This window comes from Streptomyces sp. MK37H (assembly GCF_018035285.1).
In the GTDB taxonomy this organism is placed as follows: Bacteria; Actinomycetota; Actinomycetes; order Streptomycetales; family Streptomycetaceae; genus Streptomyces; species Streptomyces endocoffeicus.
Map to the genome: position 1 here is coordinate 18,324 of NZ_JAAAYH010000063.1, position 11,868 is coordinate 30,191.

Consider the following 11,868-nt stretch of genomic DNA (forward strand, 5'->3'; position numbering starts at 1 on the left):
CAGCCGACGTCATCCCGACGGCCTGGATATGGCCCCGGTCCATCTCCGCCGCCGGAGCCGGTACCTCACCGACGACCTCCACCGGAGCAACGACACGATGAGCCACCACTCCCACGGGACCACCGCCCCTATGCCCGACCAGCGGAAATGCGGTCCTCACGCCCGGAAAGGCAACAGCTGCCAGGGACATGTGCCAGGTTCCCGGACGGTGTGTGTCGAGGCTGGTCCTTCTTGAGTCAGGCGGAGCTGTTCACGTAGCGGACCAGCCATGTGAGCATGGCGTCGAGGTCGTCGGCGGCCGCGAGGACCTTGCCGACCGCTTCAGGGGTGTGGAGCCACTCGTCGCAGCCGAGGGGTTGGGCAGCGATCAGTGAGCGGTGGCGCAGGAGGTCCGTGCGGGAGTGGTCGGACGGATAGCCCCGTGGCGGGCGCTTCATCACGTCCCCGGAGATGTCGTAGCCCTTCGCCCTCAAGTCATCGACGATGGCCGAGAGTTCGTGGCCGCTTCCCTCGGCGGCGACGGCCTTGCGGAACATGGTGATCTGGCCAGGGGCGGGATACCACCAAGCGCCTTGGATCCGCAGGCCGTCCAGGTCGAACCGCAGACTGATCTCGATCTTGCGGCCGAGCCGGATCACCGCGCCCTGATGCTGCCACCACCAGGAGTTTGTGCGGTAGTGCCAGACAGAGAAGTCCTCGTACCGGGGATCGACGTCCGCCACATCATTCAGCAGCGCGATCATCGGCTGCCGGACGAGACGTTCGCGATCCGCGCGGTACTGCTGGCGTACCGCGTGTGATGGCTCGCCCTGCAGGTGCAGCAACACGTCCATGGCTCGCTCCGGCCAGCCGGTGAACCTTTGGCTCATGCGGGCACCATAACCCACCCAGGATCCGTACAAGGACGTAGCGGCGGGCAAGGAGGCGCAGCTCCCCACGTGTGAGAGGTGTTGCGGTGGATCAGCGATAGGGCAGTGCGGGAGAAGGCGCCCACCAGCGCTACGCGTGCCAATCCCTGACAAGCCCCCCATGGAGGCTGGGGGGCTTCTTGAGCCCTGTGCGGTCGGTCTGCAACTCTCAGGAAGAGGATGCCGCGCTGCGCTCAGCCGTACCGGCGGCCGCATCCGGGGCGGCAACCGAGTAGAAGACGGACCTCTGCTGCTTGGTGCGGTGAGCTTCGCCCTTGGCGACGAGTGACTCGAGAGTGCTGCGCACGACCGTGGCTTTGACCTCGCGGTCCGGGAGGGCCTGGGTGAGGGCAGCGGTGACCTCCGCTGCGGAGCGCGGTTCAGCGTGCTGGGCGAGGTCATCACGGATGAGGTCCCGGAGGGTGGGCACACCCGCTTCTCGCACCCGCTTGGTGCGGCTCCTGCCTGACTCCGTCCCCTTCCGCTTGCCGCTGGTTGTGTCGGTCTTCTTCTTCGGATTGTCCGTCGTTGACCGGTCCGCGGACTTCCGTGCACCGGATGCACCATCATCAGAGCCGCTGACGTCGGTGTTCTCCGGAACGTCACCGGTGGCTTCGTCGCCAAGGCTCTGCCGCATGCCGAGCAGCAGTGCCCGGTTCTTTTCCAGCACCAACAGCTGCTGCTGTAGTGCCGTGATCTCGGCGCTGAGACGTTCGTGGTCGGCGGAGTTGCGTTCGAGATCGGTATTGATCTGTGCCGCGTATTGGGACTTCAGATTGGTGTTGTCGGCAGAGGTGTCCACCACAAGCTCCCTCGTCTGGGGCCATTTCATGTTGGTGGTGGATGGTACCTCTGCGCGACGGCTACGCGGCTACCGGGGGTAATGCAGTGCACTGGGCTTCAGCTCGGCGGTGAAGCGATTCCGAGAGGTGCTCTGACCCGCGTTGTCGGCCTCAGTTCAGACGGGCCGGTTCTGCTGCTCGATGTACTGCTTCACGATCGACAGCGGAGCCCCGCCGACGGAGGTACAGCTTCCGCCTGTACCCGAACGGGCCTCAGCGCGCGGCGCTGGCCCGGCGTTCGGGTGTGCGAGGGGTGGTCTACAACGATGCGCTCCGCGCCCGTGAGACCGCCCGCGTCGCGGGCGAGGCGTTCCCGAAGACCGGGGACCTGTCCAAGCTGCTGATCACCGAGGCCAAGCTCACCGGCGAGCGCGCGTGGCTCGGCGAGGTGTCCGCTGTCGTGCTCCAGCAGTCCCTGCGGGACCTGGACGCCGCGTACCGGAACTTCTTCGACGGGCTGAAGGGCAAGCGCCCGCGCATGGGCGGGTCAGACGGGCATCTCGGAGTCGGGGATCCAGTGGCCGTGGATGCCGGCGGGCACCCTGCGGGGGAGTTCGACGGCGGCCACGGTGCTCAGGTCTCTCGCGTCCAGGACGAGCAGCTCCGAGGCGTCGGCCGTGAGGTCGCTGACGATGGTGAGCAGGTAGCCGTCGTCCTCGGCGGTCCCGCCCTCGGCGGGCGCGAAGACGGCCTCGCCGGGCATCCGGCCCTCGCCGTGCGCGAGGAGCTTCTCCTGGCCGGTCCGCGTGTCGAACTTGACGGTGTGGTAGCCCGACAGGCCCGCGCCGGGGAAGGCGATGGCATAGCTGTAGCGGTAGGCCGAACCGGTGTGGGCGTCGTTGATCGACGGGAACTCGGTGGCCAGGTCGTTGAGGGCTTCAGTGGTGACCTTGCCCGTGGCCGGGTCCATGATCCACCGGTAGAAGGTCGAGCCGGCGTCGGGGCTGGTGCCGTAGCCGGGAGCGCCGACCCACCACTTCCACGAGTTCTCCCAGGCGGAACGGTCGAAGCGCGGTGCTTCCAGAACGATCCGGCCCTGCGCGTCGGTGTAGGCGTTGGCGACGTGCAGCAGCGCCGCCTGGTCGGCCACCTCGAACCAGCTGGTCCTGCCCCCGGCGCGCGGCATCACGCCGATGCGCAGCGGGACGTCGTCGTGCCAGCGGTAGGGGATGCCGGAGTGCTCGGCCTGGTCGAAGACCACCGGCGAGTTGATGAAGACGACGTGCTCGCGGGTGATGGCGAAGTCGTGCATGAGCGACGGGCCGGAGCCGTCGATGACCTCCGACGTGACGATGTCGCCGGAGGCGTCGGCCACGTAGTAGGTCAGGTACGGCGGGAAGGGGCTGTAGCTGAAGAAGTGCAGCTCGCCGGTCTCCGGGTCCTCTTTGGGGTGGGCGGTCATCGCGCTGGTGAGCTTGGAGCCGAAGTCGTAGACGCCGATCGTGTCGAGGTCGGCGCTGACCTCCCAGGGCAGGTTGGCCTCCTGCAGGGCCAGGTAGCGGCCCCCGTGGAAGATGATGTTGGTGGCGGCGGCGCTGACTTCGAGCTCGGTTCCGGTGAACGGCACGCCGTCCAGGAAGGGGGTACGCACCCAGCGGTTGCGGTACCACTCGGCCCGGCCGCCCGTGAGGCGGACCCCGTGGATCATGCCCTCTCCGCGGAACCAGTGGGTGGGGGTGACGCCCGGCTTGGGGTTGTGACCATTGCGGAAGTAGCGGCCGTTCAGCTCGGGCGGGAGGGTGCCGCGCACCTTCAGCTCGCGGCCGGTGATCTCGTCGGTGACGGGGGTGAAGTGGCCGCTGATATACGGCTTGTCCAGGGTCATGGTCATGCCTTTCGCGTCGAGAGAGCCGAGACGAGCAGGGTCAGGGCGGCGCAGGCCAGGAAGGCCGCGCCGGAGGAGGGGAGCAGGGTCAGGAAGGACAGGCCGATGGCTCCGCCGATCTGCCGGGTGGCGTTGACCAGCCCGCCGGCCAGGCCGTTGTCGGCGGCCGGGACGCCCGTGGAGGACATCGCGGTGAGCCGGACGAACGCCACCCCCAGCCCGATGCCGATGAGGAGCGTCGGGCCGAGCAGATCCACAGGGAAGGTGCCGTCGGCCGGGGTTCGGGACAGCCAGGCCAGTCCGGCCGCCAGGACCAGCAGGCCCACGGGGAGCACATGGCGGCCAAAGACTTTGCCGGCGGCCCACGACGAGAGGGTGATCATGAGGGCGAGGGGAAGCTGGGTCAGCCCGGCCTCCAAGGGCGAGTAGCCGAGGGTGCGCTGCTGGTAGAGGGGCAGGAAGTAGAACAATCCGAGCCAGACCGCGCCCAGCAGGGCCATCAGCACGTTGGGCACCGCCACCACCCTCATGCGCGCTGGCAGCAGCGGGTCGGCGGCGCGGCGCTGGAGCACCACGAACAGGCCGAGCAGCGCCACACCGATCGCGGCGAGCAGCCAAGGGCCTGACAGGCCGTAGGTGAGCGCGACCAGCCCCGCCGTCACCGTCACCGCGCCCGGCGCGTCCAGGCTTCCGCCGCGTGGCCGGTCGGCCCCGACCAGCAGCCAGGTGGCCACCAGGACGGCCAGGGCGAGGGGCATCATCACGACGAACACCGCACGCCAGCCGTACAGGCTGGTCAGCAGCCCGCTCAGCAGCACCCCCGCCGCCCCACCGGCACCGGAGACCGCGCCCCACACTCCGAGCGCGGTGCCACGCCGTTCCCTGCCGGGATAGAGCGTCAGCACGAGGGCCAGCGCCGTGGGCGCCAGCAGCGCGGCGCCGATTCCCTGCACTGCCCTGCAGACGATCAGCACGATCGCCGTGGGCGCCAGTGCCGCGCCCACGGAGGCGAGGGCGAACAAGCCGGTGCCGAACAGAAACACACGGCGAAGGCCGTATACGTCGCCTGCGCGCCCGCCCGGCAGCAGCAGCGCGCCGAAGACCAGTACGTAGGCGTTGACCGTCCACGCCTGGCCCGTGTCCGACAGATCGAGCCCGGCCCGGATCCGGGGCAGGGCGACGTTCACGATCGAAGTGCTCAGCACGACCAGGAACTGGGCCGTGGCCAAAATCGCCAGCGGTATCCAGCCGGTGGTGGTCCGTTGCGGTGCGCTGCGGGTCATGGCTCGACACTCGCAGCGGGCGTCCGCCGCTCGCGTCGGTAGTCATCGCCTATACGACTCGCTGCGGGAGACCCTTGGGCGACTGGGGTCGTTCCCGGATTCCCCCGCGGCGTACGACCGCATAGGTTCTCGGACATGCCCGGGACATACACCGATGTGCTGATCGGCCGTCAGGACGAGATACGCCGGCTCGACGCCCTGCTCCAAGCGGCACGGGAGGGCCGGGGCGGTGCCCTGGTCCTGCGCGGTGAGCCGGGCATCGGCAAGAGCGCGCTGCTGCGGCATCTGGAGGAGGCCGCGACCGGATTCCTCCTCATGCGGGCGTCCGGCGCGGAGTTCGAGATGGAGCTGCCGTTCGCCGCGCTGCACCAGTTGCTCGCGCCCGTCACCGGCCGGCTGATGGCGTTGCCTGTGCCGCACCGCAAGGCGCTGGAGATCGCTTTCGGCCTCGACACCGGCACACCCGATCCGTTCCTGGTCGGCGTCGCGTCGCTCGGCCTCCTGGTGGAGACCGTGCGGGAACGCCCGCTCCTGTGCGTCGTCGACGACGCACAGTGGCTGGACCAGGCGTCGGCCAAGGCGCTGGCCTTCCTGGCCCGCCGGGTCTCGGCCGAGTCGATCGCCCTCGTGTTCGCGGCGCGTGAGCCGAGCCGTCTGCACGAGCTGGACGAACTGCCCGGCCATTGGCTTCAAGGGCTTGGCGAATCGGATGCCCGCGCGCTGCTGGCCGCGGCGACCCGCGCCCCGTTGGACGAGCGGGTGCGCGACCGCATCCTGGCCGAGGCACGCGGCAACCCCCTCGCGCTGGTGGAGCTTCCCAGGACCGCCGGACTCGCCGGGATGGCGGGCGGATTCGCCCAGCCCGACTCGGTACCCGGCGTGATCGAGCAGAGCTTTAGGTCCCGGCTGGAGCTCCTGCCGCCGGCGGCCCGGCTGCTGGTGGCCGTCGCCGCCGCCGACCCGATCGGCGACCCCGGGCTGCTATGGCGTGCGGCCGAACTCCTGGGCATCGACGCGGCTGCCGCCGCGGAGTCCGTCCCGCTGGTCGAGTTCGGCACCCGGATCCGATTCAGCCACCCCCTCGCCCGCTCGGCCGCCTACCGCGCCGCGGCGCCGGAGGAGCGGCGCAGTGCGCACGAGGCGCTGGCCGCCGTGACCGACCCGGTCGCCGACCCCGACCGGCGGGCCTGGCATCGCGCCCAGGCCAGTGCCGGCCCCGACGAGCAGGTCGCCGCCGAGCTCGAAGCCTCCGCCACCCGAGCCCAGGAACGTGGCGGTGTCGCGGCGGCGGCAGCCTTCCTCGAACGCTCGGCCGCGCTCACGATCAACCCGGTCCCACGCGCCGAGCGGGTCCTCGCCGCGGTCCAGGCCAAGCTCTCGGTGGGCGACTTCGACACGGCGGCCGACCTGCTCACCACCGTGGCGACCGACGATCCGAGCCAGGCGGCCAGGGCCGACCTGCTCCGCGGCAGGCTGTCGTTCGTCCGCCGCCGGGGGGACGAGGGCCCCACGGCGTACCTCCTGAGCGCCGCCGCCCGGCTGGCGGCCACCGACCCCGCCTGGTCACGCGAGTGCTATCTGGACGCCATCGAGATGGGCCTTCTGCTCGGCGGCCTCGACCACGTGGTGGAGGCCGTCAGGAAGGCACCGCCGTCGGGCGAGCCGGAATCCGGCGCGGCGGCGGTCCTGACCGGCCTGATCAGCCTGGTCGGCGACGGGCGTCCGGCGGCGGGGGAGATCCTCGGGCCGGTCGTCGGCGACGCCGACGACGAGGTGTGGGCCAGACGGCCGTCACTGGGCTTCATGCTGGCCACCGAGCTGTGGAACTTCGACGCCATGCACGGCATCGCCACCCGTGCCGCCGCGGCCGGCCGGGAGTCGGGCTCCTTCCACGCGCTGTCCATCGGACTGGCCATGCGGGCCACGGCGACCGTGCACACCGGCGACTTCGGCGCCGCGATGGAGCTGATCTCCGAGCAGGAGGCGATCGCCGACGCCACCGGCGCGGCACCGCTGGTCTATCCGCGTCTCCACCTGGCGGCGATGCGCGGGCGGCACAAGGACGCCGTCGAACTGTTCGCGTCGGTGGATCACCGGATGAGCCTCAGCGTGCAGTGGGCGACGGCCCTGCTCAGCAACGGACTGGCCGACTACCCGGGCGCGCTGAAGGCGGCGAAGCAGGCGGTCGAGTACGGCGCCGTCGGCACGGCCGGCCTTGCCCTGCCCGAGCTGGTCGAGGCGGCCATGCGGTGTGGCGAGACCGAGGTCGCCGCCGCTGCCCTCGCGTCCCTCCACGAGCGCACGCGGGCGGGCCGGCAGGCGTGGGGTCTTGGCGTCGAGGCCTATGCGCGGGCCCTGGTGACCGAGGACGAGTCCGCCTACCAGGAGGCGATCGGACTGCTCGACGACAGTGCACTGGTCGTGTACCGCGCCAGGGCACATCTGCTGTACGGGGAGTGGCTGCGCCGCCAGGGCCGACGGCGTGACGCCAGGGCCGCTCTGCGGCTGGCGCACGAGTCGCTGTCCGACCTCGGTGTGGAGGCGTTCGCCGAGCGCGCAGCCGGCGAGCTGCGCGCCACGGGTGAGAAGGCCCGCAGCCGCACGTCGAAGGCATCGGACCAGCTGACGATGCAGGAAGTGCACATCGCACGCCTGGTCGCCGACGGCGCCACCTCCAAGGAGGTGGCGGCGAAGCTGTTCCTCAGCCCGCGGACGGTCGACGCGCACCTGCGCAACATCTTCCGCAAGCTCGGGCTCACCTCACGCAGGCAACTGCGAGAGCTGCCCGACATTCGTTAGCCGCATGGTGGTGGCCGCGGCCTCCATCCCGTTCATCGACTCCACGGGGCCGGGCCAGCTCAGCCCGTACTTGGCCCGGTAGGCGCCGGAGACACGCTGGACGAGCCCGGGGTCGTCCACCGGCTGGAGGGTGACGGACAGCCGGACCCCGGCCACCTCCACCTCCGTGTCCGCGTGCCGCAATGTTCATGGACCGACTTTCACCGTGCCGGCACTACGTACGCGTCGGTGGTCATCACCTACTGGATAGGCGGGCTTCGCCGACGGGAGGGCGGTGCTCTCGCGACGAGGCTGAGTGCCATGATGAACCCCGCTGATCTTCACCGGGCTCCTCGTCCTGGCCGAGCCGTGGCTGCTGATCCCGGTCGCCGCCCTGGTCCTGGCGATCTCCCTCTGGGGGTGCCGCCCGAGGCCTCGATGGTGGTCGCAGTGCGCATCACCGCTCCTGTTCCGCGAGACCTTTGAGGGCGGCGGGCCTGTGCTTGCGCCTGCGGTCCTAGTCGTTCAGGTGGGCGAGGATCAGGTTGGGGTCCTTGGCGGTGACATAGGCGGCGCTCAGCACGTAGACGGTGTCGCCGCGCAGTGCGATGGACGTGGGGTTCTGCAGGCCGTCGGCCGAGGTCAGCACGGTGGAGTGGCTGCCGTCGGGCTGGACGAGCGCGACCTCGCTGGGGCCGTTGAGGGCGGCCAGCAGCTGGTCGCCGCGGCCGGTGAAGGCGAAGTCGTCGATCCCCGGCAGACGGGTGGCCTCGGTCCGGACCGTACCGGCGCGCCCGTCCGGGAGGATGGGGATGCGCACGACGGTGCCCTTGTCGAGGTTGGTGGCCCAGACCGCCCCGTTGTGGATCTTCAGGCCGTTGGCGCCGAGAAAGCCGGCGGGGGCAAGTTCGGGGTCGGTGGACCAGGCGGTGGGGGTGCCGCCGGTGGTGGGCACGCTCCAGACGGTGCCGAGCACGGAGTCGGTGATGTAGAGGGTGCGGGTACCCGGGTCCAGCGCCAGGCCGTTGGGCAGGCCGTTGGCGGGCAGTGCGGCGATCCGCTGCGGCTTGCCACCGGGGCGCAATCGCCACACACCAGTGAGGTCGGCGGTTCCGGTGGCGTACAGAAAGTACAGGGTGCCGTCGGGTGCGCGGACGATCCCGACGGTCAGCGGGAAGCCCAGGGCTGGGGTGTGGATACCGCCGTCGGCGGGCAGAGGCAGGGTGGCCAGGATCCGGGTCGTGCCGTTGGGGGAGACCTTGGCGACCTGGCGGCCCTGGGCGAAAGTGACGTACGTGGTGCCGCCCGGTGCCAGGGCGACGTTCTCCGGCATCTGCCCCTTGGCCAGGTCGAAGTGCGCGGCGATCCGCGCGCTGCTCAGCGGGGCGGACTCGACCGACACCGACGCTGACGCCGAAGTGGGCGCTGCGGCAGCGGCCGCGACAAGGACGGCCGCCGATACAGCGGACATGGAGAGCTTCTTGAACATGGTTCCTTCACTGGTTTTTCGGGCACGCGGCAGCAACACGCCGACGCACGGGTTGGGCAGGTGGGCTCTGCTCGGGGCCATGCGGCCCCGGAGCTGCTTCCGGCGGCGGCCGGTCGTCGGCAGTGCCCGGCGGAATGGGTGCTCGCAGGTGTCGGCCGAGCGTCCGGTGACGTTGTGTCAGGTCAGGCAGTGCTGGCCCGGGGCCGCATCGGCGGCGGGCCGGCCGGGATGGTGTCCTGGGTGATGACCTGGGCGAGCAGGGCCAGCGCGGCCCGCGAGGTCGAGCCCGCCTCCGTGGTGGCGACCACGACGTTGGGGCCCGGCCCGCGGCTCAGGGTCTGCTGAACGACGGTCAGTGGGCCGACCAGCGGGTGCCGCATCTCATAGGTAGCGACGGTGCACGCCTTGACCCGATGGTCGGCCCACATCGAGGCGAACTCAGTGCTTCTTGCGCTCAGTTCACCCAGCAGCGCGTGCAATGCGGTGTCCTGCGGATGCTGGGCCGCCACTAGGCGCAGGTTCCCCACCACCGCCCTGGCCTTGCTCGGCCAGTCCGTGTACAGGTCGCGGGTATGACAGTCGAGGAACACCAGTCTGGCCATGTTGGGACGCTGCGCAGACAGGTCCGGGGCACCAGGGGCCAGGTGCCCGGCGAACAGCGCGTGACCCAGGCGATTCCACGCCAGCACGTCACTGCGCAGGCCGAGCACGATCGCGGGAACGTCCGCCAGCACGTCCATCAACTGAGCCGTCGCCTCCGTCACACGCTCCGGCGCAGGCCGCCGGCCCCGAGTGCGATACCTGTCCGCCCGGGCCAGGTCGTGCAGGTACCGCCGCTCGGAGTCGTCCAGCCGCAGGGCCCCGGCGATCGCGTCCAGCACCTCGGACGACGCGCTCAGTGACTGCCCCTGCTCCAGCCGGGTGTAGTAAGAGGCGCTCACACCCGCCAGCAGCGCCAACTCCTCGCGCCGAAGACCCGGCACACGCCGACGCTCCCCGTAGGTGGGCACCCCGACATCCTCGGGACGCAGTTGGGAGCGCCGCGCCTTCAGGAAGTCCCCGAGCTGTGATTTTCCGGTCATGGATCCGAGTATGGGCCGACCCGAAACGCACAGCCTGCCCCAGCTGTGGATAGGCACCAGCGGGTCTGGCTCCCCGGCAGGACTGGCGATGGCATGGGCGTCGCCGACCCGGCAGCACCCCACACGCACCCAGGAGGACGCCTTGAGTACCACCACCAGCGAACACGACCTCTTCGAGGCTCTGGACGCATCAGACTTCGCCTTCACCAGACGCGCATGGGTCGATGCCGGACCCGCCCGGGTCTATGACCTGGTCAGTGACGTGTCCGCGATCGGCCGCTGGAGCCCCAACGCGACCGACGTCACGTTCGACCAGGGCGCCGGGCCTCGGGTCGGCGCCTGGTTCAGCGGCCGCAATCGGAAGGACGGCAGGGAATGGACCACCCGCTCCCAGGTCGTACGAGCCGACCCCGGCGACGCCTTCACCTTCGTGGTCGGCGGTGCCGAAGACGGCATCGTGCAGTGGAGCTGGACCTTCCACCCCCAGGGACGGGGAACCGTCGTAGAGCAGTCCTGGCAACTCCTCCGTCTTGACCCGGTCCTGGGCACCACCCGCGGCGACCTCGACGCACTCCGCGACTACATGACGAACAGCGTCGAAGCCACCCTGATCTCCCTCGCCCAATGGATCGCCGAAGAGTGAAGATCCACCATTTTGAAGTCGCTGGTCACGGGGCTGGTGTGAGTCGTTGATCGTGCACTCGTGCTGGTCGGGGGCGGTTGCCGGAGCTCAAGATCGTCTGCCGTTTCGGTGATCACTGATCCGGGAACTCCCCGGTGTGCGCCGAGGTGCGCGACGAGTTGGAGGAGCTCTCCGTCGCCGAGCGGGTCGCGCGTCGGCCGGTCGAGCAGCTGCACGTGGAAACGGAGCGCCGACGGCGCGGACGGGACTGAGGTGAAACATGGTGTTTCTGTGGAACACCAAGCCGACCGCGCCCCAGCCCGGCCGGCTCGGCGCCGGGTGCCGGCGAGGGTGGCGCGCTGCTGCAGCTTGTCCTCGCTGAGCTTGGCGCGCCTGGACTTCGTGTGCGGCCAGGAACGCCCCGAGCTTGACCTCCGCCCCATCTGGAAGAACCTCCACGTGGGAGCCCTGATCAAACGGCACAACGTTACCTGGCGGACCGTCCGAGCCGCCCTGCCGCAGCCCTCTGATGCCGTTTGGTGACAGGAAGGACACCGCACGCCCCACACATAGCCATCAGAAGTCCCGTGTCGCCACACCCGCCAGACCCACTGGCAGCAGACGCCGGATGCCGCGCCCAGCAGCACAACGCCGAGCGGCGCCAAGGTCGGTGAGACCCTCTCGCTGGAGGGCCTGCCCGGTATGGGCGCCACGGGCCATACCGGGCAGGCCGACGTCACGCTGACCGAGTGGCAGGACGCGAAGATCACGGCCGTGACGTACCAGATGGACTCGCTCCTGCAGACCGACGGAGCGCACACGGGCAGGTGGAGCCTCCGCGCCTGAGGTGATCTTCCGCGGCAGCCGTCACCTCCCCGAGTACCGCGGCCGCCGTCGCCGAGTCCCATCGCCCCCGCTCCATCCTCTGCTCACGGGATGGACGCATGCCGCTCGGCCGGGACGGGGTACTCGGCGTCGCCGGGTACGTCATCGTTGCTGATGCCGACGCTCCGTACATCGTCCTCACCCGCATCCAGCC

At 70.2% G+C, this 11,868-nt stretch carries 10 protein-coding genes and 1 pseudogene; 4 read left to right on the forward strand and 7 right to left on the reverse strand.

Annotated features, from left to right (window positions below; genetic code table 11):
- Positions 1–236: 236 nt before the first annotated feature.
- Together GWI24_RS12255 and GWI24_RS12260 are read right to left on the reverse strand one after the other, a co-directional pair.
- Positions 237–833 (reverse strand): DUF2461 family protein, encoded by a 597-nt coding sequence (locus tag GWI24_RS12255; RefSeq protein WP_210945978.1) that lies wholly within the window; start codon positions 831–833, stop codon positions 237–239.
- Positions 834–1,077: 244 nt separating this feature from the next.
- Positions 1,078–1,710: a hypothetical protein gene (locus GWI24_RS12260; protein ID WP_308343623.1), complete on the reverse strand. Its 633-nt coding sequence runs from the start codon at positions 1,708–1,710 to the stop codon at positions 1,078–1,080.
- A 221-nt stretch (positions 1,711–1,931) separates the two neighbouring features.
- Here GWI24_RS12260 and GWI24_RS12265 point away from each other — a divergent pair.
- Positions 1,932–2,234: pseudogene (locus GWI24_RS12265) on the forward strand (helix-turn-helix domain-containing protein); the annotation flags it as partial.
- Between the two features lie 3 nt (positions 2,235–2,237).
- On the opposite strand, the gene GWI24_RS12270 reads toward GWI24_RS12265, so the two are convergent.
- Both GWI24_RS12270 and GWI24_RS12275 read right to left on the reverse strand, forming a co-directional pair.
- Positions 2,238–3,581 (reverse strand): carotenoid oxygenase family protein, encoded by a 1,344-nt coding sequence (locus GWI24_RS12270; protein ID WP_308343624.1) that lies wholly within the window; start codon positions 3,579–3,581, stop codon positions 2,238–2,240.
- The gene (locus GWI24_RS12275; protein ID WP_210945980.1) at positions 3,578–4,858 is read right to left on the reverse strand and encodes an MFS transporter; all 1,281 of its coding nucleotides are present in this window, start codon (positions 4,856–4,858) and stop codon (positions 3,578–3,580) included. Before GWI24_RS12275 ends, GWI24_RS12270 begins: the two co-directional genes overlap by 4 nt.
- Positions 4,859–4,993: 135 nt before the next feature.
- On the opposite strand from GWI24_RS12275, the gene GWI24_RS12280 reads away from it, so the two are divergent.
- Positions 4,994–7,657 (forward strand): AAA family ATPase, encoded by a 2,664-nt coding sequence (locus GWI24_RS12280; protein ID WP_210945981.1) that lies wholly within the window; start codon positions 4,994–4,996, stop codon positions 7,655–7,657.
- Here the strand turns inward: GWI24_RS12280 and GWI24_RS12285 are convergent.
- From GWI24_RS12285 to GWI24_RS12295, 3 genes are all read right to left on the reverse strand, one after another.
- On the reverse strand, positions 7,619–7,840 hold the full coding sequence (locus tag GWI24_RS12285) for a DUF2255 family protein (protein WP_210945982.1): 222 nt from the start codon (positions 7,838–7,840) through the stop codon (positions 7,619–7,621). The two genes, GWI24_RS12280 and GWI24_RS12285, sit on opposite strands and share 39 nt — an antisense overlap.
- 313 nt (positions 7,841–8,153) lie before the next feature.
- A complete protein-coding gene (locus GWI24_RS12290) occupies positions 8,154–9,125 on the reverse strand; it encodes an SMP-30/gluconolactonase/LRE family protein (RefSeq protein WP_210945983.1) in 972 nt (323 codons plus the stop codon).
- A 182-nt stretch (positions 9,126–9,307) separates the two neighbouring features.
- Entirely contained in the window at positions 9,308–10,207 is a 900-nt protein-coding gene (locus tag GWI24_RS12295; RefSeq protein ID WP_210945984.1) for a helix-turn-helix domain-containing protein, read from the reverse strand.
- A gap of 142 nt (positions 10,208–10,349) precedes the next feature.
- Between GWI24_RS12295 and GWI24_RS12300 the strand changes: the two genes are divergently transcribed.
- Both GWI24_RS12300 and GWI24_RS12305 read left to right on the forward strand, forming a co-directional pair.
- Positions 10,350–10,850, forward strand: a complete 501-nt coding sequence (locus GWI24_RS12300) for an SRPBCC family protein (RefSeq protein WP_210945985.1) — start codon at positions 10,350–10,352, stop codon at positions 10,848–10,850.
- Positions 10,851–11,531: 681 nt separating this feature from the next.
- Positions 11,532–11,675, forward strand: coding sequence for a hypothetical protein (locus GWI24_RS12305; protein ID WP_210945986.1), 144 nt, complete (start codon positions 11,532–11,534; stop codon positions 11,673–11,675).
- Positions 11,676–11,868: the final 193 nt, after the last annotated feature.